We start from the raw sequence: 24,446 nt of genomic DNA, 5'->3' as shown, positions 1-24,446 counted from the left end.
AAAAAAGTTTCTGTGGAGCTTGATTTTTTATTAGAGGGATAAACAAAACATTTAGCGAATATAAATGTGAGGTGAGCCTAAATGCCCTATAAATGTAAACTAAAGGTAATTTTAGCCGATAAAGACATTAGACACGGAGAATTTGCAGACAAAGTGGGAATTGATAAATCTACGTTTAGCTCAATTGTAAATAATAAGTCGTTACCTAAGTTTGAGACTTTGTACGAAATTGTTGAAGAATTGAGAAGGATTGATCCTAACCTTAGGCTAGGAGATATTTGGGTTAAGGAGGATTAATTATGAACCTACTAAAAAAAGACGAGTCAGACGAACTATTCGATGAAATAATGGATAGTGCGGAAGATAACAGGAGTCCAAGGAGATGATTAAATGAATGAAAAATTATTCAATGTAGCTGGTATTGCCTTTATTATTGTAGCTATATTTGGATTCATAGGTGGTTGGAATAGTATTGACCATGACACTTACGATACTGCCAAAGAAGTTTATGAAGAACTGTGGGATAACGAATATGCAGAGGCAAGTTTTAATGCGGCTAAATCGCTGTGGATTACAGAGGTATATAACTTAATTACTGTTGTTTCTATTATTCTTTTTGGTGGATTCGTATTGCTTGGTATCGGAACTATAATAAAATATCAAAGAGAAATTGCTTTAAAGCTAACTACAAATGAAAATAAAGAAATAGCGTAAAAAAATAGGGATAACCAAATTAATGGTTATCCCTATTTTTAAATTGTGCCTCCCAAAAGTTTAACTCCTGTAACTATTCCGCCCATAACTTCTTTATTAACAGTATCAACTACTTTCTTTTTAAACTCCCTATCTCCATAGATATTACCGTCAATTTGAAGTGTAATGCTGTTATGTAATACATTTGAAGCACCGTTTGCACTCTTTGTTTCAAAATTAGTTAACTTAGGCCTCTTAGCTAAAATAGAATTGAATTTATTCGAGATCAAACTATTTAAATCAACCCCTTTTAATTTAGAAGATAATCCATCTGCAACATCCATCGCCTTAAGTAGATTTTTTGTGTCATGTTTGTTAGATATCATCTCTTCCTCATGTACTACCATTGCCTTTCCTTCAGAACCCCAGGATGGGAGAATTCCACCTTTTGCAGCAGAGGCAACTTTAATTGGCTTATAATCCTTACCATTTAAATATTTATTAGCCTGATTGATTAAATCGATTAAATTATTACTTAAAGATTTACCAAGTACATTAGCATTATCTTTGATGTTTTTATAATACTTATCTAAATCTTTTTGGATCTGTTTTGAGTTAGCGTTAATAATATCTGAGCGCATTTTATTAAACTTTCGCTCATCATTAATCAAGTTATCGTAATCTGATTCAATTTTCTCCTTTTGCTTATTCAAGTTTTCAATACGATCATTTCTAGTCTTTTCATCTTGCATCTCCATAATGGATTGGTCTTGCTCCTGTAGTTGTTTATTTAACTCAGCAACTTGCTTTTGGGCAGCAAAAGAATCGTCTAATGATAACTCAACGATTTTATCCATTATCTCTTGTCTGTCTTTTTGTGCCTTTTCTAATCGTTTTGTATAATCAGCTTCCTCAGCTTGTTTATTGATTCCATTGATCATTTTATCTATCGCATCAATTGCAGCATTCTTTTGGGCTTCAACTGATTTTTTATATGTATCAATAATTTGATTAGCCATATTAGTTCGTTCATCTAATAACTTTTGCTCTAAGGAGTACAGCGTTTGATAACGGTCAACTAATTGATCTTCAAGTAAGGCTTTTTGAGCTTCATTTAACTTTTTATTGGTTTTTATTTGCTCGCTCATAAATTTAATCGCTTGTTTATCCAGATTGATTTGCTTTGTGATAATAGCCTCTTTTTTACCTTGTTGTTGAATCCATTTGTTTGATGTTTCTACCTCTCTATTTTGGATTAAATCAATCTTAGATAAATCATCTTCATAGGATTGTTTTTGACGATCAAAAGAAGCAATTTGCGAATCAACAATCTCCATATACAGTTGTTGCATTTCATTTTCGATGTTTAAGATTTCTTGTTGCATTTGTAAAACTTCAGATTTTGCTGAATCGATTTGAGATAGTTTATTAGCTGCATCTTTACTTACATTTGATGAAGAGGATGAAGCTGAAGCTGTGAATGCTCCACTACCACCGTAACTATTGTAATAACCTAATACTTTAGGAACATATTTCTGTGTCTCAGCGAAGGGGGGAATACCACCATATTTTCTAACGTTGCCTAATCCAGCATTATATGAAGCTAATGCAAGTTGAATATTTCCGTTATTCGCATCTAACATTTGTTTAATGTATTTAGTTCCACCCATGATATTTTGGTATGGATCATATGCGTTCGAAACACCTAAGCCTCTTGCTGTACCAGGCATAAGTTGCATTAATCCCATAGCACTTGCATGAGAACGAGCGTTAGAGTTAAAACCAGATTCAGCTTTAATAATTGCTGCAACTAGGTTAGCATCTACACCATATTTATTTGCTGCTTGATTAATAATAGAAGCATATTGACCAGAGTATGAACCACCTCTAGAGGAAGAGGAAACAGTAGTTGTTGTGGGAATGGTATAAACTCCTGTTTGTTTTATATTACCTGATTTAATTTGTTTCTCGAGTGACTTAGATTGATCCTGTAGTAACTCTTTCTTCTTCTCTAGTAGCTTCAACTCTGCTTTTAATGAGTCTTGATACTTTTTAGAGTGCTCGGGAAACTTAGCTTGGATTGCTCTTTGCTTTTCTAGCTCTAGATTTAATTTCTCGGTAGCTTGTTTAAATTTATCAGTAGCATAAGCTGACTTATCCGCTTCTTCTGCCGCCTTTGCATTCGCCTTAGCTGTATCAATAGCTGATTGGGTATATCGCCCATGGATATCCAAAGAATTAGATAGTGTTCCTGTGTATTGGTCTAGATCTGACATCAAAGAGTTGATATCAACTGATATAGTTGCATATCGTCTAGATGCTAATTTTTCTTGTTCTAGGGTGTTACCTGTTAAATCAGCCTGCCTAAAGAATTCGTTATAAGCTGTAATTTCCTTATTTAATAAGTTTAATCTATTCTTAGTGCCAATAGCAGTACTCGTTGTCATCTGATCTTGTGCTGATAATTGGCCTTGTGCCATTTTATCGATAGCTTGTTTCAGTACATCTGTGCTCTCAATTTCCTTCTTCATGATGCCTATATTTGCTTGTGATCCCTTAACTAGTGTTGGATAAACGGATGATAGATAAGCAGTGGAATCAGCTAGAAGTTGTTTCTGATTATCGTTGAGATTTTCAGCTTTAGATAACAACTCGTATACACTAATCATCTCGTAAATATTATCAATTTGATTAGTAGAGACACCCATCATTTGTTCGGTTGTAGTTTTAAGCTCATCTTGTGATTGAGATAATCCATTTACGCTACTACTAGCACCATCAATTGACTCGCTGTATGTATCCATACCTTCAATTGCACCATCAACAGCTTGAGTTGTGTCACCAACTTTTTGTGAAGCATTATTTATAGCACCATCATAATCTTGTTGTGCATATGTACCATCCCTAAGACTACTAGACATATCCTTTATGGCTTGTTGTCTCTTTTTAATATCATCTACTTGAGATTCTTTTTCCTGCACCTTTGACATGATCTCATTATATTTCTTTAAATCTTGCCCACCAACTGTAAAGATATTATTATATTGACCAAAATCATTGGCCATTTGTTTATAATCTTCATTAAATAACCCTAATTCATCAAGGGCTTCTTTGGTTTTTTCAGCAAAGGATTGAACACCTGTTACATTATATTTTTTGTTCATCTCATTGACAAAATCAAAATCTTTTTGTACATCTTTAGAGATAGTGCCCTGTTTTTGTATTAATTTTTCTAAATCGTTTTGAGCAGTTAATAATGAGTTGGAAAGTAACAAGTCTGCTTGATTAAGTTGCTCCTGTGACATCTCTTTGAGGACACCAATATAACCACTTAGTTTATCCTTATTAACATCAATGACATCACCATATTTACCTGTAACAGTTGTTACTTGTGGTGCGATTTCGTGTATCTCATCTAAGACGCTTTTATACTCTTCATTGGCTGTGGTATTGTTTTTAATTTGGGGCTCTAATTCTGAGAGTTTAGAAGATAGATAGCTTAACCTTGCAGCATTATCACCATACTTCTGACCAGTCTCCGATAGTGTGTTGGCTGTATCTAAATTAGTTTTAGCAACACCAGCTACAAGAGTTCCGATAGCTTCAAGCCCAACTAAACCAACACCCATCCAACCTAGCGACAATTTAGCACCTTTTGCTACTGTTGATAATAAAGTAAAGGCTTTAACTAATCCATATACTCCTACTGCAAGTAGTGGAAGTTTGATGTTCCATCCGTCTGTTGCTTCAGTAAGGTCGGTAAACCCACGAGTCATGAAGGTAACAGTTTCTAAAAACTTAACAATTGCATCCCTGGCTCCATTTTCACCAATCGCCATTGCTAAGTTTTGAAAGCTTGCTATCATTTCGTTAGTTTGAAATTGTAGCCCTTCCTGAAATGTTTCTAATTCTCTGGTGGCTGAACCGTAGCTATTCATCGACACTTCTGTGTTTCGTAAAACCCTATCTTGATTTTCTATTAAAGCAATTGTTTTGGAATTATGCCAGCCTCCACCTAACTGAGAACTAATAGCGTTTTGCGTTTGACTGTCGAGTGTATCCCACTGCTCACCTAAATCTTGCATAACATCAGTTAATGATCGCAATTCGCCAGAAACTGTTTTAGTTTGGATACCGATTCCTTCAAGAGCATTTTGAGAAGCATCTCGTAAAAATCTACTAGAAAGAGTTTTAAGGAAGGTACCGACTTGGGAACCGCTTATTTTCAAAACTTCCTGTACAGTTGATGCAGTACCTAATAGCTCGTCAAAACTCATCCCTGCAACATTTGCGGAAGATGATGCTTTAGACAAAGCTTCACTCAATCCAACTGTATCTGCACCAGTCTTGTTACTGACCTCGTTTAAGCTATCCACCACTTTGGATACACCTTCTAATTCCAATTTATATTGACGGTAAATTGCCACTAAACTATTCGCTGCATCAGCGTTTGATTGAAATTCTCCCACGGTTTTAAGTAGCATAGATTGGTCATTTAAAAATCCTGCTTCTTCAGCATTGAAACCTAACTTAGCAATCTCACCATAGGATTCTAGAACACTATCGATAGTCTGACCAAAATTCATAGCTGAATCATCGGCATCTTTAAAGATTTGAGATAGGTTACCGTCTTCTAGTACTTTATTAATACTGACTAATCTTTCGTCAAGTAGATAAAGTGTATCAATTAAACTATTTAAAGCCTGGAAAGGTAAAAACATTGCTGTAGCAGCTGCTGCATAAACAGGCATACGGACAAATGCATTCTCCAATGTGCCACCAAAGTCTCTAACCATTCCTTGAGCATTCCTAGCATCAGATGTGATACCTCTAAATTGCATTCTCAATCTATCCATTTGTTGAGTCGCATTAGGAGTAGATGTGTTTAAATTATTCACAGAGTTTAGCCAACTATTTAACCCAGCCTGATCGAAACGTGAGCTATTACCATATCGATTTTTTAGATTTGATGCATCTAGTCTAGCTTGCTGTTTAAACATTTCCAACTGATGCTGCAATTGTTGATTCTGCCTATTAATTTGTGTGTTTATTTTCTGTACGGTTTGTAATTGTCGTTCTCGAGTGTGAGCAGAATTATCCGTTGTTGTTTTACCCACTAAAGCAAATCCATTTGTACCATGTATATTCCTTAGTTTGTCTAACTCAAACTTGAGTCTATCCACTTCTCCGTTGGCTTTGGTGATACTTAGAGTAAACTTTTCTAAATCCTTAGTTGCTGGATTAAAAGTTTTATTAACTTTAACCTGACCAAGTTTACTGTATTTTTCTACCGCTCTATCGAGGGAAGTGTAGAGTTCCTTTACTTTAGTTACTTCTTTATCACCAACAATAGTTACCTTTTTCTTATTTGCTTGCTCCTGCGTTTGTTTAATTTTATTATTTAAAGCATCTATTTGCTTAGTATCGACACCAATGGTTACTTTTAATTTTGAGCTTATTTCATTTAGTTGTTTCTGAATTATTCTTACAGTTTCTGTTTGATTTAACTTGCCAATGATTCTTATTGATAATGGTTTTGTCATATAGCACACTCCTTAAAAATGTAAAAAAATAGCCTAAGAAAACGAACATATGAATGCTCACTTTCTTAGGCTATTTAGTATATATGTTCGAATGGCTAGTATCTGCGAATCTACTAGCCATTTATTCTATCTCTTTAACTAATACTTGATAGTGCCTGTCAAACTTTATAGGATATTCTATCCTGTATGTTTTCCCTTTAAATTGAAATCTCTCATTAAAGTTAAGGATATCATTTGGATCAGTAAAAAATCGATAATTTACTTCTGGTACTCTAATAGCATACCTATCACTAGCCATTTGTGGACTATACGGTTGCCAACTTCTTATTTCAAAAGGGGTAACAGGAATATAGTCTGTAACAGGTCTACCATATTTGTCAGTTAATATATTGCCATCTTCATCCCTCAGTACTTCATTTTTTAACAAATACCCCACTTTTTCTCTACCCATTTAAACTCGCACCCTTCTGTTAGAGTTCAATATAGTCATAATATTGTCAGGGTACGATTGAATATAACTTTCTGATAAATCTCCTTCTTTTCTAGCGCTAATACTTTCATTTGTTAGCTTTTGATAATCAAAAATCACCATTTTTAACAACACTGAATCCAATGTAGAAGGAATTTCATCAAGCCAACAATAGTTCAAAATAAAATCCCTTGCATCATCTAAGAGGATATCTATTTTCAACGCTTTATTTTCATCATTGTCTAAATCGAGCATTATTAAAGCCCTTTCCTTTACACCCATTCCAATTCACCCTCTTCACTCATATGAAAGGATAAGTATTCCAGTGCTTTTTCTTTTCCTCTTATCTTCTCACCATTTGGAAACTCATAATAACCACTGCCCCTATGAAAAGAGTCAACAACTAACAATTCTGTTGAAGTTTCCTCGTTAAGCAAAATGTATTTAAAGTCATTAATCAAGATGTTTTTAACTTGCTCATTGTCAGTTTTTCCAATACCATTAATGAATTTAACACCATATGTAGTACCATTATAAAAACCGTTAGGAGTTTTAATATTATACATGTTTATCTCCTTTCAAATAACAAGGGAGTGATATAGATTCACTCCCTTAAATTTAATCGATATTATACAATTAATCCTTTAAGTCTAGCAGCAGCTTTCCCATTAAACACACCAATTCCAGTATAAAACTCAATCCGTGTACGGTATGATGGTTTCTCTTGAAGTTCTCCTAAATCATAAACTTGTACTCCACCATTTGTTAAACCAGATACAAATTCATCCGCTCCAAATTTAACAGCATAAATAGAAGTCGTATTAGATGCAGTACCTTGCGACTCATCATGACCAATAATCTTAGTTCCATTTGGTTTTTCTCCAGCATCAAAGAATGGAATCCCGTCATAAGCGAATACTGATTTACCAAAACCATCTAAAGTACGTTCATCATATCCTAGTTGTCTGGCGATTGATTTTACCTTTGTTAAAGTTTTTGAGTCCATATAGAGCGCATCTGCTTTACCTCTAACATTTGATAAAAATGAATCCATAATCTCCATAAAAGCGTACATTGAACCTTTATCTTGTGTATCCAATTGGAAGCCATTTTCTTCTGCTGTGATTACTTGATTCCCTGTTAATCTCTTTTTGAGCCCATCAAATGATTTAGGATCTACTGCTGTATCACCATTGAAGAAAGTATCTTGAAACTTATACGCAAGAGCTTTCACCTTTAATGCTGTTTGGATTGCTCGTTGGTCATTAAAGTTGCTTCGTGTTTGCTGAATAAATTTATCTGTATCAGCATCTCCACCCATAATAACAAGTGATTCACTTTTTGGATTAACTGTACCAGTAGACTCTTCATAACCCTCATTCACCGAACGGAAAGCAACACCTGGTAATTCTTTTTCTTCATTGTATGTATAAGCATTCCCCTCAATCCCCATAAATGGTAACTTCTGAAGAACAGGAGCATTTAATACATAAGTTTCCATTACTCCTCTTTTTAATTTATCTTGAGATAATTTTGCTGATTCTAATAGTGTAATTGCCATATTTGTTCACCTTGTCCTTTTTTATGTTTTTATTTTGTTTGTGAAAATCCTTGACTAATCAATTGTGAAGCAGAGAAACCCTCTAAATTAGATGTAATCTTTCCACCACTAGGAGGGATATAATCTCCATCTTTCAATCGATTTTCAACTTCATTTTGTACAAATGACTGCATCGCTTCTTCAAATATTGATAAGCTTTCAAGAGTTTTATCCTCATTATCAGAAACCACTAAATCAATAATAGAAAGAGGAAGTTTTTTCTCATTGGCTACACTTTGAGCTTTTAACTTAACTTCTGCTATTTTGGATTTTCTAGCTTCTTCTTCAAATTTCATTTCTAGCTCTCTGATACGTTGTTGCTCCGGGGTTTCATCGGGATAGCGTTTCTTGATTTCCTCATCTAATTTTTGAGGGAAGGTTTTTTCCATCCACGTATTTAGCCCCTTATCAAAATGTTTATCCTTTTCAGACGAAAACCATTTCTTTGCATCTTCGTTTGATGTAACAAATTGTTGAACCCCTTCAAGTGTTGGTGATTTCAATCCCTGAAGATATTCATTTACCTCTTGATTGTTCTTATTTGACTCGAAAAACTCTTGAATTTCTTTTAATTCCATTTTCTTATCCTCCTATGCCCCTCTGAGTCAATTAGCCCCAAAAGTGCACTTATTTTTATAATAAAAAAGCCGATAAACTTAATTATCCGCTTTAGCTAAATCAGAACCTATTCTTGCTTTTCTTTCTTGTTCCTTAAACCATTTTTCCAATTCAATTGCAGGATTCTCTACAAAAGGTATTTGAGCTAACAGAGTCTCTTGCGGTACTATATCACCCAACTTAGAAAAACTATCCGCTAATGAAGTAATATCCACCGGAATATTCATGCTTAGACGAAGTTTAATTTTGTCATGTGCATATTTCTCTTTAGTCTTTTTATAAATAAAATCAAAGAAATCTTTGATTCTACTTTTATCAATCGTTTCCAACTGACTCTGTAGAATTATACATTTGTTTTCCAATGAGATAAGTCTGCTTCGTAATGCTGATCCTGATAAATTACTTTGTAGTCTCTCATTTGTATCCATATGGCTAGCAGCCTTATAAATTTTATCTTCCAGTGTGTTGAGTAAATTTTGAACAAATGAATCATTCAATTCTTTTATTAAATAATCTACCGTTACTCCAGTTGGAACATTGATGACACCCTTTTTTTTCATATTAGGAATATCCTCATCCTCTAAAGTTCCACCAGCCACCTTAATGAGTGCCTGTCTAAAATCTGACACCTCATTAACCAAATCAGAAAGGGTGTTACAAAATGCATCATTAGCAGATTTAATATCATCAAGCATACTGGCTCTATCTAGATTGGGAGAATACACAGTAATAGGTGGAGATTTAAAATTGATTCGTCTTTTAGACTCAAAAATGATATTTTCATCAGACTCTAAACGATATGTATAAACCATATTTTTATAATATACGTCTAATTTACTCTTCTGTTCAAAGATACCTTCTGAATATGTATGGAGTGCTAATTCAACTTTCTTTTCAACATTGCCTCTCTCAACAACTAAAGTATTTAAAGGAGTAAGAACACCGCATTTGAAAGAAAGGTTATCGGTGTATTTAATTTCATATGACTCTCCAAATTTCAACCCTTCTAAAACTAACCTTTGATTATGAACTCGAATCCACTTTGCAAAATGGTTATCAACCAAAGACAAAGCTTTTAAATCGTCATCCATTGAAATGTATGATGGTCTATTTCCCAATGCATATGCCACTTCATCATGAACAAACTTTCGAAAATAGTTGATTACTACTTTCATGTTGCTCCTCGAATCGTTATAAGCATAATTTTTTAAGATATCAAATTTACCTTCATAATAATCTTGATAAATCTGTTTATCCCGTTGCTGTTGTCTAAGCAACTTAAGATATTTTTTTATTTGTTCTATATTCAATATTTTCACCTCCTTAAATTACCAATCAAAGAATCTAATTGTCCTATCAACAATTATTTCATCAATTAGTCGATCAAACTCAGCAGTTAAATCTGGTGCGTCATCATGTTTGGTGTATCGTTCACCTTCATAGGATAAAATTTGATCTGTAAAATCTTTATCTTCTTCAGCAAATGTGAAAAAGCCACTATCCACTTTTTGGGATATGGCTCTAATCTTGGCCTCTTTATTTTTGTTTTGTCTCTCGTTTAATATTTCTATGTATCTCTTTTTCAACAATGGATCGTTATCAATCATTTTTCTAATATCTCTGACATCGACTCCATTGAAAGTATTTTTCTCAATCCAAATGGTGGAGATATCAGGATATTCATGTAACAGCTCAATCACTTTCTTTATGTAATCTTCATATTCTAATCTTTCTACTATCCCTTTTCTGATCCACCTAAAAGTATTAGGAGTGACAGAGCCAACCAATAACGCTGTATAATCATTATGTTCCTTTGTCTCTACAGCTGGATCACAGCATAGCATTGTCTTTACAAATGTTTGCTGCTCAATCAATTCTCTTGGTTCAGTATTTATTTTGTGGAACGCTTTATCTCCAATTTTAGACGCATCATTTTGCATCTCTTGTTTAAATGCAGTCGGATTAGAATAGTAATCAATCGCCATCGTCAAACAATCATATTTATCTTCCCATAAAACAGGGAAACTCATTTCTTGCTCATTTTGAAAATAAAATTCTTTAGCGTTTTCTATAGCCAATGGATCGTGAGAATTAAAGTAGATTTTCTTGAATTTAGCCCAAAGACCCTCAGAAAATAACTTATCAACATCTTCAACAAGGATAGCTTTCTTCACAATATGATTGTATGTTTTATCCTTGAGTAAACGTGATATAAAGCAATCCTTATGTAATATAGTTCCAAGTACAATATATTTCGTACCCATCTTAATCTTCTTTCCATTTCGAAATACTGGTTTATCACCTGCATAATATGAATCTTCTACCCATGTGCTATATTTTTTATCTCTGGCTTCTTGCGTGATTACATCTGCCTTACTCTGATAATCATCCGCAATCAGTAACGTTGGCCTTTCCCCATTAAATTTTTTACCCCGTGGGGAACTCGTTGAGGATATTGCTTGTATTTTTGTATAATTGGCTAATTCAAGTTCTAAGCGATTGACGGTAAACTTTGAATCAATTAGTTCTCCAAATGCATATCTTATGTATGGATTTTCCTCAAATGCTCTCCTAGAATCTCGTATAAACTCAACAGCATCCTGTTCAGTTCTTCCTGCTACGAGGGTATAGGTGGAAATTTGATAACAATGTGCCCATACAGAGAGAGCAAAATCACAAACTGTTGTTTTAGCTGCTCCCCTTGGCATGACTAATTCAAGCTTATCGAAATTATCATGAATAAAAAGGTCTTCTAATGTATCCCATATTTCATAATGAACAGTAGCTAGTTTTCTTGCTGCATTATTTGGTTTAGGTATAAAAGTATCTTGCAAGAAATAATTACAAAAGAAATGAATTGACCTCTTCCCTAATGAATAGGCTAATCCACCTTTTCCAAATAAATTTTCTTCATTATCCCTCATTAATTGTCTAACTCGTTTTATTGCTTTATCAGTAGGCATTCCCATTTTAATTAAATCCTTTAAAAGATACTTTCTTAAAGTGTTACGATTTTCAGGAGTATCGATTAAAGAGATATCTATTTTATCTGCCAATATACCACCTCCGACTTTTAAAAATTTGTTATAAAACTGTCACCGTTGCTGCGAGGCATCTCATCTAATCTGATTTAGAATACCCCCTATAGCCTTCAGATGGCCATTTGTGACATTTATTTAATCCAAGAGACATATGTATCACTCGACTTAAGTCTGCATAGCAGCTATGTATGTGGGTTACAAGACAACTACTATCATACTAATTTAGCCTTTTCCCCTTAAATTTTATTTCGCATAACTATACTTATGCGAAATTTTCACTGTACTTATACGAAATAATATGGTATAATTTAGTTATAAACATAAGGAAATAAGACATTATCACTAATCCATAATCTAAAATTAAAACAATCTGAATTTCGCATAACTAATATTAGGAGGGAAAGTCAATGAATGATAACACTAAATTGATTGAGGATTTCATTTTTCAACTGAGGAAAGCTGAAAATACAAAGAAAGCATACCAACGTGATCTAGAAGTATTTAATAGATATTTATCTAAAGTAAACATAAGTATAAACGATTTAACACAACCTACAGTCCAGTTATTTGTTTCTTCATTAGAGAATGGATCAGTTAAAAATACCAAAGAAAAAAGATATAGTCCTTCTAGTATTAATCGTATCTTTGCTGCTATTTGTATGTATTGTGATTACTCTAACCAACGTGATTGTGTAAAAGACATTGATATCAACAAGCCTTCTCACATCTCTAAGCAATCTCCTAAATCCATCGAAATAGAAGATATTGAAACGATTAGACTAAGAGTGGCTAATAGCAAAAAACCTTCCTCACAAAGAGATTTAGCTATTGTTGACATGTTGAAATTAACTGGGATACGTGTGAGTGAACTTGTTAATTTAACTAAGGATGATATTAAATATGATAAACAAGATAAAATATACTACATCCACATCACCACTTCTAAAGGGGATAAAGCAAGGGCTATTCCTATTCATAAAAATGGATTCAAGTATATTGCTCGCTACTTAGATTCACGCAATGACGAATCAGAATATGTATTTATTAGTAATCGTAAAACAAAACTATCAACAAGATCCATTCAATTAATGCTTAAAGAATATGATATTACACCGCATATGCTGAGACATTCCTTTGCGACCAGGTTAGCAAGAGAAGGAAATGATTTATCAATGATAGCTAATATGTGTGGCCATTCTGTAGCAGTAGCAGAACGCTATACACAGCCTACAGATAAACAAAAAGCTGAAGCAATAGCAAAAGCCTTTACTCTCAAATGATGGGATGTAAAGGCTTTTTTATTCTTCATTATTCATTTGTTCAATCATTTGCTGCTCCCACTTTTCTTGCTCTTGTTCCAGGATATCCCCATTAACGATTTTTCTTTCTTGCTGATCTGAGTTGACATTAACTTGATTAGCAATTTTCCCATCAATTCGTTCAATGTTATAGATATTAGCATTAAACTTTACCCTTTGGTCTGGTGATCTATCAGCTAATTCAATAATATTTTCGATTGATTTTTGATAGTGGTTATACCAAAGTTGTTCCCCAAAATTTCTGAGCTCCTGTCTAAGCTTGTCTACCTCGCAAACAAACTCAGGATTATTTAACCAGTTATAAATAGTTTGTCTACTCACATCAAATTGCTTACTTATCGTCACTTTATCTAAATTTCCCGTAGCTAAAGCATATTGCACATTTCTTTGTTTTTCAGTCCAGACTTTCTCTGACATTTTTATTTTCCTCCTTTACAAATAGACATAATAAATAGTGTATTTTTACACCAATTATTCAATTAAATTTTTTTACATAACTCACTAAAAACTAGTTTCTTAATCCCATAAACATGGAAAGTATTGTATAATTAATAGAAATATATTGAAAGGTGTGTTCATTTTGGAAACAACAGCAAGTCATATTAGTCAACAATTTTTAAATAAAATACAAAATAAATTAACTACAGATTTTTTTAATCATATGGACTTTAGTATAACTAGCCATGGGAAAAATTATATGAATCCATTAACTATAATTATAAAATATGAATATAACAATGAATTTAAATTAAGAGCAGAAGTCCCAAATCCAGATAAGATTAATTTATCGTATTCACCTGGATATATGTTATCTAGTGAGACTTACAATGATATTAAAAGCCACGAGTTTTTATCTAAAATATCTAAATGGTTAAAAAACATTCAAAATGAAATGAAAGAAAACCCACTCACTAGAAAAGTTGATGAGCATGATCAATTATTAAAAAACATGCAAGAAAAAATAAATGAAATGGAAAATGACGAATCCGTATTCACACATGCTGAAAAAGCTGTAATGGAAAGAAAGCTAGAAGATTTAAATGAAAAGTTCAACGCTTTTTACGAGGAACAACAAGAAGCTAATTCTGATTTAGAATCTGAAATAACTAAATTAAATCAAGATATTCAAACACTAAAAACTCAACTTAGCTTAATGACTAAGAAGAATTGGTTCAAATCATTTTCAGTTAGGCTGTATAATTGGTACCTTCATAATCCAATAATGGCTAGAAGATTGGCTGGAGCTACAAGAGAATTATTACCTCAAGAAGTAAGAGAATTTGTACCAGAAGCAGCTCTAGATCAACTAATACCAATAGATAGCCCATCAAACGAAGAGGATGCTTAATAAGACCCGATTTTGGGTCTATTTTTCTTCATACAAAAAGATCCCCGACACGAAGGAAGGAGATCCATATGTAAGTCCATTATTTAATTAGGACTGCCCAAAAAGGGAAAGTATTATATCCGAAAATATTCGGAGCCCACAAGGGGAAAGTTTTTGTAATTTTAATATACCTCACTGTTAGTCAGAAGTCAACTTTTTGTTGGAGTTTTTCTCTGTTAAGTATAAACTTGTTAACTTCTTGTCGATTAGCTCCAATTTGTCATGACTTAACTGAAAGGAGAATAATTCATCACTTGAATTTTTTGGAGTATGAATCCTTATTTTACTTAGAGAACAAACTTGATTTAATAAAGCAATAGTTCCTTTTTGATAATTGGAGAGTTTCTTTGATAATTTGCTTAAAGATTTTGATATTCCTGAAGTATCTTCACCAATTTTAGAAAGTTGAACAATTAATTGCTTCTTTTTTTCGATTTCATTTTTTGTATTATTTATTTCTTCTTCAAATAAGGAATACCCTAAGAACACTTCATTCTTTTCATTGAGATCTTCAGGATCTTTATTATCAGGTAAGGAACCAAGTGGAATTACCATTACTGTCTTGTTGGATTTGTCGTTATTATTTTCAATAACTAATGCATAATGTAATCCGCCCTGTTCACTTCCCACATTAAACCCAAAGTCTGCCTTAACTACCATACCTCGTTTATAAGCAATTAGCTCTTTATAGTTAAAAGATTGTTCGTTTAGTAGATAGTTGTTGCTCCAAGTATTTAACCAGAATAATAATTTTTTAGCAGTATCTTTATCCTTTGTCATAATCGCTCGATGAAGTTCGTTTGTCACTCGTTTTGCAGAACTATTCATCTTCTGAGGAGTACTTGTATCTATATATGCCATTTTTCCCACACCTCCAATCTCCACCATATTATACCATAATTCGCTAGTATAATAGGATAAAAGAATGAAAGTTATGTTGTATTATGGAATATTATTACGAAAAAAGACTACCTATTATAAGTAAATAATGGTAATATAACTATTGGTAATTACAACAAGATATTACATATTCAATAGGAGGAAACATGAAAAAGTTTTTAATAGTTTTAGGTATTGTTATCTTACTGATTGCTGGCGGCATTGGAATATGGGCTTATACATACACAAAAGCATCAAATGAAGTTCAATCATTCAAAGTAATCTTAGATAATTTCTATCAGCCAATTGAAGACGAGGTTTATGCTTGCATATTTGATGGAGACGAAACAGAATATAATTGCTTACAGAAAGATGTAGAAGATCAAATTAAAGATGTAAAACTGAAAGTCTCATCTTTTATTATTAAGCATGATGATGTAGCTCAATTGAAAGCAAAAGTAGGTACAAACCTTTTACTTCTTGAAGAAATAATAAAAGTAAACAATAAAATAGATGCTGATGATGAAGAAACCTTTATGGACTTAAGCAATAAACTTTATGAGCACAAAGAGAGATTAGAAACAAATAATCAAGAGATACACGATATTTTAAGTGAATACTATCACTATGAGTGATGGAGGGGATTCCTTCCATCACTTTTTTCTTTAGCTTAGTATGTAACAAATATTCCCCTATACAGACCCCAAATATCTCTCTAAAGTATGCAATGAATCATTCGGATAATTCTCAGCCCTCAATATTTCAAAGCCTTGCCTAATCAACTCTTTTTTCATTTGCTCATCATAAAAATAAGGTAAAATCATATTTATAATCTGTTCCATTTTTTCAAGTTTTTCATACGCTTCATCTAACTCAACTTTATTCCTTAAACTCTCATACTCTTCCATTGACATCGTAACCATTGCCATTAATTTATCCCTCCTTATTCAACATAACTTTCCATACTCATCTTTAAGTCATCGTACCATCGGCTTTCTCGATCAACATCACACAATAATATAAAATCTTTCGGTCTTCTATTACCAATTGTTATCCCTCGTACCCTCGCCCCTTTACAAATTGCATGAAAAGGAATATTATTTTCGATAAAATAATTATTAAGATGATTACTAGTTTTATCATCATCAAGAATTACAATGGTTCTACAATTTCTAAAATCAGTTTTTTCTTGTGCTTCAATTTTTAAATACTCATCTCTAAAATTAGCAACCTCTTTAGCAGATTGATTAATACGCTCCATTTCCATTGTTTCATTTAACCTATTGAGTGTATTATCAAGCTCCATCAAAGTTACCAGCAATTTCTCTTCAGTGTTCCTCATTTTCCATTCCCCCTAATGTATAATCCCATTTCCTTCAGCATCTTCATACATCTCAGCTATTTCCCTTAGCTCCATCCACAACTCATTTGAATATCCTCTCTCACACATAACAAGATAAGCACACTCCAATATCTCATCAATCTGATCCTCATCTAAATTAGAGAAAACCATATCAAACAATCTGTATTCCTTCTGATCCATCATCATCTTTCTCTCCTCCTATTAACCCTAATTTATTTATAATCTTCTTATTTGCCTTATTTAAGGCATCTTCAGCTATCTCTAAATCTAATAAGATATCCTTAATCTTATCTTCATTTCCTCTGTCAAAATCCAAAGAAAGCTTACACATCATCACCTTGTCATACCATTTATTAGTAGAAGAATGATAATATCTAATTACCATCTCACCACCACAGCTATTACAAGGGTAATGATGCTTATACACTGGCTCTCTATTGTAATAACCTACAAATAACTTTCTCAATGTATTCGGTCGAATCATATCTCCACAATACTCACAATCTATAAAACTATAAGCCATACGCTATATCCAAAACGTACCGAATAATGTAATCACACCTAAGATAACCAAATAAAAGTATCTCGCCTGGCAATCATTAATCAGCTCCTGTGATACGTGATAGCTAAAATATCCAATCATTGCAATCAATAAAATCTTAAATATAATGAGCATTATTCTTTTCCTACAATAAATAAAGTTTCTTTTTCCCCATTTGTAAAGTGTTTCACAGTTTGCATATGTACCCATTCTTCCTCACCTTTTAATCTTACATGGGTTTCAGCAATCACATAATCATCATTAGTTTCATCTAAATTTATTTTATAATCATAATTTAATACATTCGTAATTTTCATCTTTTTCTCCTTAATTTATCGATTTTTAAGTGGTTGCTTGGGCAGGATTCGAACCTACAAATTGCTATATCTTCTGATATGCTGCTCTACCAATTGAGCTACCAAGCCAGATAAAAAAGCCATTCAAATTGAATCGCTTATAAATTAAACCCTATTTATTCTTTTATGTATTTTGAATAAATCCTTAAGTGATAAAATTTGCAGTTGAGTTGTCCTTATCATCATTTCTTTATTTTGAGATAGTATAAACTCAACCAAAGCGGAATCATTATGTTTATTAACTTTAATCACTTTACCCTGCATTCTACTTTTGTTTGAATAAACAATCTCGCCTTTTTTAAAGTCCATGGCTACCTCCATCACTTAATTTCATTTAAAGCTTTTTCTTTTAAAAATTCGTTTTCGAGTGGTAACTCTTTAATTGTGTTGATAATGTTTGCTTTATCTCGCTCAAACTTTTTGCCAGTTTCAATCACTTCAGCAATTTTTTCATACACTTTCTCCATTGATTCAACAGGAAAAGATTTAATAAGTATCTGACATACCTCACTATTAATCACATATTTAAACTCATCATACAATTTTTTAAATCTGTTTTTTGCTTTTCTGCCATTGTAAAATTGCATATCACTAAAATGTTTTAATATAAAGCAATTAACAATACCAACCTCTTCACTATTATCAATCGAGTGACCTTCTTCATTTAACCCTTTAAAAAATACAGCTAAATCATTAACCAATTCGCTAATCTTAACTGGTGAAAAGAAGGGGTATAATTTAACAATGTATTCTTCCTCATTGTATTTAACAGGGAACTGAAGAGTCTGGCTATATTGGTCTACTTCATCCTTTAACATACTCGCTTTAAACTTCTTTGTCATATGTACCTCCATATTAAAAAGAGCAGGAGAATACCTCCCACCCTCAAACATTATGTATTAATTAACCACGATTTACCTCAACAATTCGACCAATCTCAGTAGCATTTGCTGGAGCTAAAGCATCAAATGTGATTTCTGGTGCAATAGGTGTGCCATTTTCAAACGAAAGCTCGAAATCACTCGACGGAACAACGTGATCCAATTGGATATAAATATCTTTCACCACTTGATTAGTTTCTGGATCATAAGCAATGGTATGATATTCAATTTCATATGCTTCACCAAAAGCTTGAGAATCTAATGGTACAGTTTTACCTGTTACTTTAATTTGATAACTTACAGCAACAGATTCACCTTCTACAGCCTGCCCTGTAGGGATAGTTACTACCTTAGATGTAATTGCAGCAGGTTCAGTTTCACCTTTAGTATTTGTAACATAAGCAGTAGTCCCAACAGGAGTACCTGTAATAGTTACCTCTAAAGTTCCTTCATTATCGACTACCTTTAAACCATTTTCACGCTTATATACATCATGAGTTCCCTCTTCAACTGAAACACCTTGTGTAATTGCAAGAAGTTCTTTGTTATAAAAAGCATTACGTAAAGTTGATGTTACTTCTTTTTGACCTTTCATTACAGCAAGTGGTTTATTACCGATACCACCAAATATTTTTTCGTTGATACCTAGCGATGTAGTAAGAGATGCTAATTGCGTCTCGGCAGTTACAAATACTTCACCGTCAGATTTCCTTTTCATCACTGCATCCGCTGTATCAAATACTAATAAATTTGTCATTTTTATATTCCTCCATTTTTAAAATAAATAAAAACAGCTAATTATTTTAGCTGCCTGATAATATCTTCCCAAAGCTATTATTAAATTGAGATTCACTGACTGCGTGTTTATCCTCTTTGAACAAATTGACATCCTTGCTCCAACTCTCAATCTTCACTTTATCAGCACCTGCTGAAGCTAAAACAACTGTTGTATCAAAATCCTTAAACTGACCAATGCGAGAAAATGTCATATGCATTTGATATAGGGTTAATTCTAAAATGTCACTGTACGGTATACCACAAGCTACAACGATGCTTGATACCATACAACTAAGATCAACACTCTCACCTTCATCTGCATTAACACGCTTGCTTCTCTCAATTGCTGCCTGGATTTCAGGATTCGGATTGATCTTTTCTTCCTTGATGCAATTCATTGATAAAAGTAACTCTCTATAAAAGTCTAGGTTATCTTCATTGACCTCATAAAATGCATCTTCACGAAACATTTTATTAAAAACATTGATATATGAGTTTTTAATATCATCTACTTCATGAATGATTTGTAACAAAGATCTAGATTTAATATAATCAATTATCTCTTTATCTTTTGCATCAGCAAAACTCCTGATAATATGATCTTTATTCAAAGAAATTGCACGTAAATCCTTATTAAAATAAATCAAATCTCTAACCTTCAACTGATTACACATTCCTAATTCAGTCTCAATAGGGAGACCTAAGATAAGTTGCTCTTTAATTTCATCAATCATCTCTTTAATCCTCCAAACCTAAACACATGCTTATAACCCACATATTGATTTGGAACTCCACTTATAATATTTCCACCTGCATAATCCATTTTCCCTAACCCTGTAATAGAAGAGAAGTTGAACATTTGGCTTACCTTATCTGCAATTCGGTTACTTCTAAAATCACCATTTTCATATTCAAAATGACATAATATATCTATATGTAAGTCTTGTGTGACAGCATGGAAACTCTTTACACCACCCATAGGTTCTCTATCACCTAAATACACACAGAGTCTACACAGTGGTTCTTCGTTTAAATCGTCACTCTTTGGGGTAGGCATAATAACATTTTCTCTGATTGACCAATCCAAATCTATTTCTGTTATGTTAGGTAAAGAATCATCTAATGGATCAAGTGTTTTATCTCTTAAACTTTTAGGTTTATAATGTAGCAATCTCAGCAATTCTTCATTTGCCCAAAGTGATTTCATAATATCTTGGATATTTTCATACATGCCCATTTAACTTTTCATCCTGCCTTTCATCTGCATAAAGCAGAGGCTGATTAACTTAATAACCAGCCTAATAACGACTTTGAAAGTCGCTATTCTAATTAAAAATAAAGTATTACAAAGGAGATATCATCAACGATGGGAGTCGTTAACGAATGGCTAATTATTTGTTTATTGACGCTAATTAACCCCAACGACATAGACTTGGTATGCCGGCTAACGTCAAAAATCACTATAAAATTTTAATCTTTATTGCTTCTTTAACTCTTTCTTTCATTTTGCTTGTAAGTTTCTTTTTACCTGACTCGATAACACTGTAATATGACTGTGCAATACCGATTTTTTCAGCTAAGTCTTTTTGAGTTAGACCTCGCATAACCCTATACCGCCTTAAACTCTCCCTATCCATTTTTTACACTCCTTTCCTGATTATTTTTTTATGTGAGTGTTATTAGTTGATTAAAAAGGGAGTCTCCTAAAAAAAGACTCAATTATGTAATTTGATAACGTAAAGCTTGTGCTAATTAATGAGTAGCACGTTAAATTCTATAAACTATAGCGCTTAACGTGACACTCATTGACCAATATCCAATTTTTATGTTAATGTTATTATGGATATTTATATGTATTTTTTATAACTTTTCTCCTATAAGGGGATTATCTCTCCTTAAAATACAAAGAAAGAACCCAATGATATCAAGGGTTCTAAGAGCCTTATTTAAATTGCCTGTTTTATTTTCGCTCCCACTTTTTTCTTATATTTCATCTTTCTAATTCTTTCATTTTCCTTTGCGCACTTTGCGCAGTATTGCTTACCCTTTTCTTTCGCTATTTCTTCTTTACAGTATCTATTTTTACATCTTTTGATACCCAACACATTCATTTCAATATTCTTTAATATCTCCTCACCAAAGCAATACCACAATGTTTGCTTATACTCGGTTTTGATTTGGTTATAAAGATAACTAACTAAAACATTCGTCACATGTTGTGGTTTTTCTCCTGTGACATCTAACAGTTCTTTGCGAATATCCTTATAAACTTTTAATTCAACCTTCCTTTTGTTAGAGCCATTTTTTACTTCATCTTTAACCTTTTTGGTTTTTTCAACATTCAATTTTATGTATAAATCAATGATCTTTTTATTATCCTCTTTTTTGTTACCTTTATCTCCTTCTGCACCAAATGATTTGTCACTCAATAATATCTTATAATCAAATGGCGGAACAATACTCTCATCAAATACAATTCTTTTACTCGGGATAATATTGTCCAATTGATTAACTACACTTATTTTTTCAGCTTCGGTATCTTGATTCTTTCTGATTAAACCTTCAACTTTATCATTTGCAAAATCATTAGCATATTTAAAAAAGTGAGGCATCTTACCTTTTATGTATTTCCTGATAATCTCATCTACTTCAGGTGGTCTTTCTGGCATCCACAAAGTTTTCGCAAAATCAATACACGCATTATTTTCTAGACAGAGGAATTTAACCAACTTCAGTGTTTCTTCATTTACATCATGGTTACCAAATATTTTGGTAATCAAATTGGAGTACTCACCTATGTTCATTTTATATGCAGCAATGAGAGACTCATAGATATTGTTGTTGTTTATTTCTTCTTCCTTAGCCTTCCCCAATTTATATTCGAGAGGTCGTATATCTTTCATGTGTCTTTCGGCCACTTTGACGAAAAGGGGATCAGAGATTAGTAACCCTTCATCCCCATCTACATCAAACATCAGTTGCTTTGATATAGGGTCACGGATGCTTGTATAGACACACTTACTGATAAACCATTGACCAAGGTAATCATTTACCTTATTAACCCTAACACAATGCTCTCTGTACAAATGCGGGCTTCTAAGCACATCTATTTTTAGATTATCATCATACAACGAACAACTTATTTCACCGTTCTTCAATAATCCTTTTGGCTGCTTAACATCCATAAACAACCACTCACAAAAGGCATATAAATCTGGTGCTATATATGTCCTCTTGCTACCTGGGATAAGCAGCTTCCCTGCTTTAGCCGATTTAACTAAACTAGCTTTCTTCTTTTTAAGTGTATTCTTTGTATACGGATCATGTATTAAATTAGGATAAATGTTAATTGCTTGTTGGAATGGATATTTATCCTCTTTATCATCCTCAGCTCCTAAAACTTCTTTTATTACTTCAATATTATTGCCTAGACTAAGTATATTTCCAATTGTCTTACTACTCAATTGGGATAACTCATTTGTTGTCATGTCATTTAGTGTTTGCAACATTTGATATGAAATCGTTTTATCCTCAAACACATCTGCTTCCCTATTACAAATTACTGCTTCACATGTATGTTGAATAAAGTTTCTTTTATAATCAGTCCAATCCGTATAAAACTTCCACATTTTAAACTGACTTTTAGTGAAAATTATCTCGATGCCCTCTTTAATGACATCCCATTCTTTACCGTATATATCCTTTACTTTTGGGTTAGCACTTTTATGCTCCTCAATAAATTTATCAAATGGAAAGGGAACAAGAAGACCCTTAAAGTGAGGAAGCCTAAATTGAAAACTTTTAGTTGAAAGTGAAGGTAATATCATACCAGCTCCATCAACATGATTTATTGTAATTGGCTTTTCTACATCTTCATAAATTTCATATGTATCACTATCAATATAATCAACTTTTGTATTAAATGTTGTTTCAAAGTCATCAACAACTATCGCTTTATGGATATTAAACTCTGGCCATGGTGTGGATGCAGTAGCACACAATGCACTATAAGCATTAAATTTATTGATATTGATGCCACCTTTTTGGTTAATGATATTTTTGTTTAATCCACACATAAGCTGCGATTCAATACTATTGTACTTTTCACTGTTGATCCAAACAGATTTTCTATTTCTAATTTGTCCAGCACTGGAAAATATGTATGTATACGTAACACCATTATAGGTAAATCCATTTTTTATTAGTGACTTAAGCATGTTATTACCATACGCCTTAATGATAAAGATATCTTCACATATTTTATTATCATTAGCTCCAATTGCTCTTATCAAGCTGCTATCAAATAATGAAATCACATTAGAGTCATTTATCGCTAATGGTCGAAGCGTCCTCGGTAATCCTTTTTCATCTACTTTTTGTGATTCTTCTGTGAGTTTAGTTTTAATTTCAGCAATTTGTTTGATTACCTTTTTCTTTCGAATATGTAAGCGTGACTTATTATTTATTTTGTATTCACTTTTTTTGACATTAAATATCAACATATCATCTAAACAGTTTATCTTATCCTTTATTTCACCAATTTTTCTACTTTTTCTATTAAACTCTTTTTTATTAGTTTTATAATAAATGCTGCATACTTCGATGTACTTATCTAATTTACTGTACCCTATATATCTTTCCAGTTTGGTCTGTTTTTTTAATAATGCTGATTCCAAACTTTTTAAATCATCTTTCTTATTGGTAACCATTACTTTATTAAAGCTAGTAACATAATCCTTAACAAGTGAAATAAATTTATTATAATCAACCCTCTGTGCTTCTAATGCTATTTTTTGTGTATGTAAATCGAACTCTCTATCGTTATAAAAATTTTCTGTGCCGAATGAGTAAACGTATGCTTGATAATTCAGTAATTTTAAGTTATCTAATTTCAATAAGATTTCTCTCCTTTTATGTTATTTTAAAAAACAACGATATTTAGTATATATTTAAGATAGTTAATATATAGATTTATTTTT

28 protein-coding genes and 1 tRNA gene are annotated in these 24,446 nt (G+C 32.6%); 5 read left to right on the top strand and 24 right to left on the bottom strand.

From position 1 onward, the window contains the following. Positions 1-81: 81 nt before the first annotated feature. Complete coding sequence (locus LCM23_RS14695; protein WP_224937631.1) at positions 82-297, top strand: helix-turn-helix domain-containing protein; 216 nt, start codon at positions 82-84, stop codon at positions 295-297. 93 nt (positions 298-390) lie between these two features. Beyond that, positions 391-714 (top strand): hypothetical protein, encoded by a 324-nt coding sequence (locus LCM23_RS14690; protein ID WP_224937630.1) that lies wholly within the window; start codon positions 391-393, stop codon positions 712-714. Between the two features lie 38 nt (positions 715-752). Here LCM23_RS14690 and LCM23_RS26090 read toward each other — a convergent pair whose 3' ends face one another. The 8 genes from LCM23_RS26090 to LCM23_RS14645 form a co-directional block, all read right to left on the bottom strand. Further along, a complete protein-coding gene (locus tag LCM23_RS26090) occupies positions 753-6,236 on the bottom strand; it encodes a phage tail tape measure protein (RefSeq protein WP_318247536.1) in 5,484 nt (1,827 codons plus the stop codon). Between the two features lie 121 nt (positions 6,237-6,357). After that, the gene (locus LCM23_RS14675; RefSeq protein WP_224937629.1) at positions 6,358-6,687 is read right to left on the bottom strand and encodes a hypothetical protein; all 330 of its coding nucleotides are present in this window, start codon (positions 6,685-6,687) and stop codon (positions 6,358-6,360) included. Next, on the bottom strand, positions 6,688-6,987 hold the full coding sequence (locus LCM23_RS14670; protein ID WP_224937628.1) for a phage head-tail connector protein: 300 nt from the start codon (positions 6,985-6,987) through the stop codon (positions 6,688-6,690). Continuing rightward, complete coding sequence (locus tag LCM23_RS14665; RefSeq protein WP_224937627.1) at positions 6,978-7,271, bottom strand: hypothetical protein; 294 nt, start codon at positions 7,269-7,271, stop codon at positions 6,978-6,980. Before LCM23_RS14665 ends, LCM23_RS14670 begins: the two co-directional genes overlap by 10 nt. Positions 7,272-7,333: 62 nt before the next feature. Continuing rightward, positions 7,334-8,266, bottom strand: coding sequence for a major capsid protein (locus tag LCM23_RS14660; RefSeq protein WP_224937626.1), 933 nt, complete (start codon positions 8,264-8,266; stop codon positions 7,334-7,336). A gap of 29 nt (positions 8,267-8,295) precedes the next feature. Further along, positions 8,296-8,883, bottom strand: a complete 588-nt coding sequence (locus tag LCM23_RS14655; protein WP_224937625.1) for a DUF4355 domain-containing protein — start codon at positions 8,881-8,883, stop codon at positions 8,296-8,298. 78 nt (positions 8,884-8,961) lie between these two features. Further along, positions 8,962-10,233, bottom strand: coding sequence for a phage portal protein (locus LCM23_RS14650; RefSeq protein ID WP_224937624.1), 1,272 nt, complete (start codon positions 10,231-10,233; stop codon positions 8,962-8,964). A gap of 18 nt (positions 10,234-10,251) precedes the next feature. Then, on the bottom strand, positions 10,252-11,979 hold the full coding sequence (locus LCM23_RS14645) for a hypothetical protein (protein ID WP_224937623.1): 1,728 nt from the start codon (positions 11,977-11,979) through the stop codon (positions 10,252-10,254). Positions 11,980-12,371: 392 nt separating this feature from the next. On the opposite strand from LCM23_RS14645, the gene LCM23_RS14640 reads away from it, so the two are divergent. Next, positions 12,372-13,244, top strand: a complete 873-nt coding sequence (locus tag LCM23_RS14640) for a tyrosine-type recombinase/integrase (protein ID WP_224937622.1) — start codon at positions 12,372-12,374, stop codon at positions 13,242-13,244. Between the two features lie 18 nt (positions 13,245-13,262). Here LCM23_RS14640 and LCM23_RS14635 read toward each other — a convergent pair whose 3' ends face one another. Further along, positions 13,263-13,700, bottom strand: coding sequence for a phBC6A51 family helix-turn-helix protein (locus tag LCM23_RS14635; protein ID WP_224937621.1), 438 nt, complete (start codon positions 13,698-13,700; stop codon positions 13,263-13,265). 163 nt (positions 13,701-13,863) lie between these two features. Here LCM23_RS14635 and LCM23_RS14630 point away from each other — a divergent pair, with 163 nt between their 5' ends. Next, positions 13,864-14,631, top strand: coding sequence for a coiled-coil domain-containing protein (locus LCM23_RS14630; RefSeq protein ID WP_224937620.1), 768 nt, complete (start codon positions 13,864-13,866; stop codon positions 14,629-14,631). Between the two features lie 177 nt (positions 14,632-14,808). On the opposite strand, the gene LCM23_RS14625 is transcribed toward LCM23_RS14630, so the two are convergent. Further along, on the bottom strand, positions 14,809-15,531 hold the full coding sequence (locus LCM23_RS14625) for a type II toxin-antitoxin system PemK/MazF family toxin (protein WP_224937619.1): 723 nt from the start codon (positions 15,529-15,531) through the stop codon (positions 14,809-14,811). Positions 15,532-15,716: 185 nt separating this feature from the next. On the opposite strand from LCM23_RS14625, the gene LCM23_RS14620 reads away from it, so the two are divergent. Then, positions 15,717-16,184, top strand: a complete 468-nt coding sequence (locus tag LCM23_RS14620; RefSeq protein ID WP_224937618.1) for a hypothetical protein — start codon at positions 15,717-15,719, stop codon at positions 16,182-16,184. 57 nt (positions 16,185-16,241) lie between these two features. On the opposite strand, the gene LCM23_RS14615 is transcribed toward LCM23_RS14620, so the two are convergent. From LCM23_RS14615 to LCM23_RS14550, 14 genes are all read right to left on the bottom strand, one after another. Further along, positions 16,242-16,478 (bottom strand): hypothetical protein, encoded by a 237-nt coding sequence (locus LCM23_RS14615; protein WP_224937617.1) that lies wholly within the window; start codon positions 16,476-16,478, stop codon positions 16,242-16,244. A 14-nt stretch (positions 16,479-16,492) separates the two neighbouring features. After that, positions 16,493-16,891: a hypothetical protein gene (locus tag LCM23_RS14610; RefSeq protein WP_224937616.1), complete on the bottom strand. Its 399-nt coding sequence runs from the start codon at positions 16,889-16,891 to the stop codon at positions 16,493-16,495. Between the two features lie 12 nt (positions 16,892-16,903). Further along, a complete protein-coding gene (locus LCM23_RS14605; protein WP_224937615.1) occupies positions 16,904-17,098 on the bottom strand; it encodes a hypothetical protein in 195 nt (64 codons plus the stop codon). Beyond that, positions 17,064-17,435 (bottom strand): hypothetical protein, encoded by a 372-nt coding sequence (locus tag LCM23_RS14600; protein ID WP_224937614.1) that lies wholly within the window; start codon positions 17,433-17,435, stop codon positions 17,064-17,066. Before LCM23_RS14600 ends, LCM23_RS14605 begins: the two co-directional genes overlap by 35 nt. A 3-nt stretch (positions 17,436-17,438) precedes the next feature. After that, on the bottom strand, positions 17,439-17,588 hold the full coding sequence (locus LCM23_RS14595) for a hypothetical protein (RefSeq protein WP_224937613.1): 150 nt from the start codon (positions 17,586-17,588) through the stop codon (positions 17,439-17,441). Continuing rightward, entirely contained in the window at positions 17,588-17,770 is a 183-nt protein-coding gene (locus LCM23_RS14590; RefSeq protein WP_224937612.1) for a hypothetical protein, read from the bottom strand. Before LCM23_RS14590 ends, LCM23_RS14595 begins: the two co-directional genes overlap by 1 nt. Before the next feature lie 30 nt (positions 17,771-17,800). Continuing rightward, a tRNA-OTHER gene (locus tag LCM23_RS14585) sits at positions 17,801-17,879 on the bottom strand. 35 nt (positions 17,880-17,914) lie between these two features. Then, positions 17,915-18,118 (bottom strand): hypothetical protein, encoded by a 204-nt coding sequence (locus tag LCM23_RS14580; RefSeq protein WP_224937611.1) that lies wholly within the window; start codon positions 18,116-18,118, stop codon positions 17,915-17,917. Positions 18,119-18,129: 11 nt separating this feature from the next. Continuing rightward, entirely contained in the window at positions 18,130-18,651 is a 522-nt protein-coding gene (locus tag LCM23_RS14575; protein ID WP_224937610.1) for a hypothetical protein, read from the bottom strand. Positions 18,652-18,712: 61 nt separating this feature from the next. Further along, entirely contained in the window at positions 18,713-19,447 is a 735-nt protein-coding gene (locus LCM23_RS14570; protein WP_224937609.1) for a hypothetical protein, read from the bottom strand. Positions 19,448-19,493: 46 nt separating this feature from the next. Then, on the bottom strand, positions 19,494-20,201 hold the full coding sequence (locus LCM23_RS14565; protein WP_224937608.1) for a hypothetical protein: 708 nt from the start codon (positions 20,199-20,201) through the stop codon (positions 19,494-19,496). Further along, a complete protein-coding gene (locus LCM23_RS14560) occupies positions 20,198-20,704 on the bottom strand; it encodes a hypothetical protein (protein ID WP_224937607.1) in 507 nt (168 codons plus the stop codon). Before LCM23_RS14560 ends, LCM23_RS14565 begins: the two co-directional genes overlap by 4 nt. Before the next feature lie 223 nt (positions 20,705-20,927). Further along, complete coding sequence (locus LCM23_RS14555; RefSeq protein WP_224937606.1) at positions 20,928-21,104, bottom strand: helix-turn-helix domain-containing protein; 177 nt, start codon at positions 21,102-21,104, stop codon at positions 20,928-20,930. A gap of 309 nt (positions 21,105-21,413) precedes the next feature. Continuing rightward, a complete protein-coding gene (locus LCM23_RS14550) occupies positions 21,414-24,362 on the bottom strand; it encodes a hypothetical protein (RefSeq protein WP_224937605.1) in 2,949 nt (982 codons plus the stop codon). Between the last annotated feature and the right edge of the window lie 84 nt (positions 24,363-24,446).

It is taken from the genome of Cytobacillus kochii (genome assembly GCF_020171845.1).
In the GTDB taxonomy this organism is placed as follows: domain Bacteria; phylum Bacillota; class Bacilli; order Bacillales; family Cytobacillaceae; genus Cytobacillus; species Cytobacillus kochii.
Note: the sequence above shows the minus strand (reverse complement) of the source record. Positions and strands in the feature narration are given on the sequence as shown.

What these genes read in the sequence shown, in the direction of transcription:
- LCM23_RS14660 (WP_224937626.1), bottom strand. Translation starts at nt 8,266, where the DNA reads ATGGCAATTACACTATTAGAATCAGCAAAATTATCTCAAGATAAATTA.
- LCM23_RS26090 (WP_318247536.1), bottom strand. Translation starts at nt 6,236, where the DNA reads ATGACAAAACCATTATCAATAAGAATCATTGGCAAGTTAAATCAAACA.
- LCM23_RS14575 (WP_224937610.1), bottom strand. Translation starts at nt 18,651, where the DNA reads ATGACAAAGAAGTTTAAAGCGAGTATGTTAAAGGATGAAGTAGACCAA.
- LCM23_RS14695 (WP_224937631.1), top strand. Translation starts at nt 82, where the DNA reads ATGCCCTATAAATGTAAACTAAAGGTAATTTTAGCCGATAAAGACATT.
- LCM23_RS14570 (WP_224937609.1), bottom strand. Translation starts at nt 19,447, where the DNA reads ATGACAAATTTATTAGTATTTGATACAGCGGATGCAGTGATGAAAAGG.
- LCM23_RS14580 (WP_224937611.1), bottom strand. Translation starts at nt 18,118, where the DNA reads ATGGACTTTAAAAAAGGCGAGATTGTTTATTCAAACAAAAGTAGAATG.
- LCM23_RS14590 (WP_224937612.1), bottom strand. Translation starts at nt 17,770, where the DNA reads ATGAAAATTACGAATGTATTAAATTATGATTATAAAATAAATTTAGAT.
- LCM23_RS14675 (WP_224937629.1), bottom strand. Translation starts at nt 6,687, where the DNA reads ATGGGTAGAGAAAAAGTGGGGTATTTGTTAAAAAATGAAGTACTGAGG.
- LCM23_RS14600 (WP_224937614.1), bottom strand. Translation starts at nt 17,435, where the DNA reads ATGGCTTATAGTTTTATAGATTGTGAGTATTGTGGAGATATGATTCGA.
- LCM23_RS14655 (WP_224937625.1), bottom strand. Translation starts at nt 8,883, where the DNA reads ATGGAATTAAAAGAAATTCAAGAGTTTTTCGAGTCAAATAAGAACAAT.
- LCM23_RS14615 (WP_224937617.1), bottom strand. Translation starts at nt 16,478, where the DNA reads ATGGCAATGGTTACGATGTCAATGGAAGAGTATGAGAGTTTAAGGAAT.
- LCM23_RS14605 (WP_224937615.1), bottom strand. Translation starts at nt 17,098, where the DNA reads ATGATGATGGATCAGAAGGAATACAGATTGTTTGATATGGTTTTCTCT.
- LCM23_RS14690 (WP_224937630.1), top strand. Translation starts at nt 391, where the DNA reads ATGAATGAAAAATTATTCAATGTAGCTGGTATTGCCTTTATTATTGTA.
- LCM23_RS14670 (WP_224937628.1), bottom strand. Translation starts at nt 6,987, where the DNA reads ATGGGTGTAAAGGAAAGGGCTTTAATAATGCTCGATTTAGACAATGAT.
- LCM23_RS14620 (WP_224937618.1), top strand. Translation starts at nt 15,717, where the DNA reads ATGAAAAAGTTTTTAATAGTTTTAGGTATTGTTATCTTACTGATTGCT.
- LCM23_RS14635 (WP_224937621.1), bottom strand. Translation starts at nt 13,700, where the DNA reads ATGTCAGAGAAAGTCTGGACTGAAAAACAAAGAAATGTGCAATATGCT.
- LCM23_RS14625 (WP_224937619.1), bottom strand. Translation starts at nt 15,531, where the DNA reads ATGGCATATATAGATACAAGTACTCCTCAGAAGATGAATAGTTCTGCA.
- LCM23_RS14560 (WP_224937607.1), bottom strand. Translation starts at nt 20,704, where the DNA reads ATGGGCATGTATGAAAATATCCAAGATATTATGAAATCACTTTGGGCA.
- LCM23_RS14555 (WP_224937606.1), bottom strand. Translation starts at nt 21,104, where the DNA reads ATGGATAGGGAGAGTTTAAGGCGGTATAGGGTTATGCGAGGTCTAACT.
- LCM23_RS14610 (WP_224937616.1), bottom strand. Translation starts at nt 16,891, where the DNA reads ATGAGGAACACTGAAGAGAAATTGCTGGTAACTTTGATGGAGCTTGAT.
- LCM23_RS14665 (WP_224937627.1), bottom strand. Translation starts at nt 7,271, where the DNA reads ATGTATAATATTAAAACTCCTAACGGTTTTTATAATGGTACTACATAT.
- LCM23_RS14565 (WP_224937608.1), bottom strand. Translation starts at nt 20,201, where the DNA reads ATGATTGATGAAATTAAAGAGCAACTTATCTTAGGTCTCCCTATTGAG.
- LCM23_RS14640 (WP_224937622.1), top strand. Translation starts at nt 12,372, where the DNA reads ATGAATGATAACACTAAATTGATTGAGGATTTCATTTTTCAACTGAGG.
- LCM23_RS14595 (WP_224937613.1), bottom strand. Translation starts at nt 17,588, where the DNA reads ATGCTCATTATATTTAAGATTTTATTGATTGCAATGATTGGATATTTT.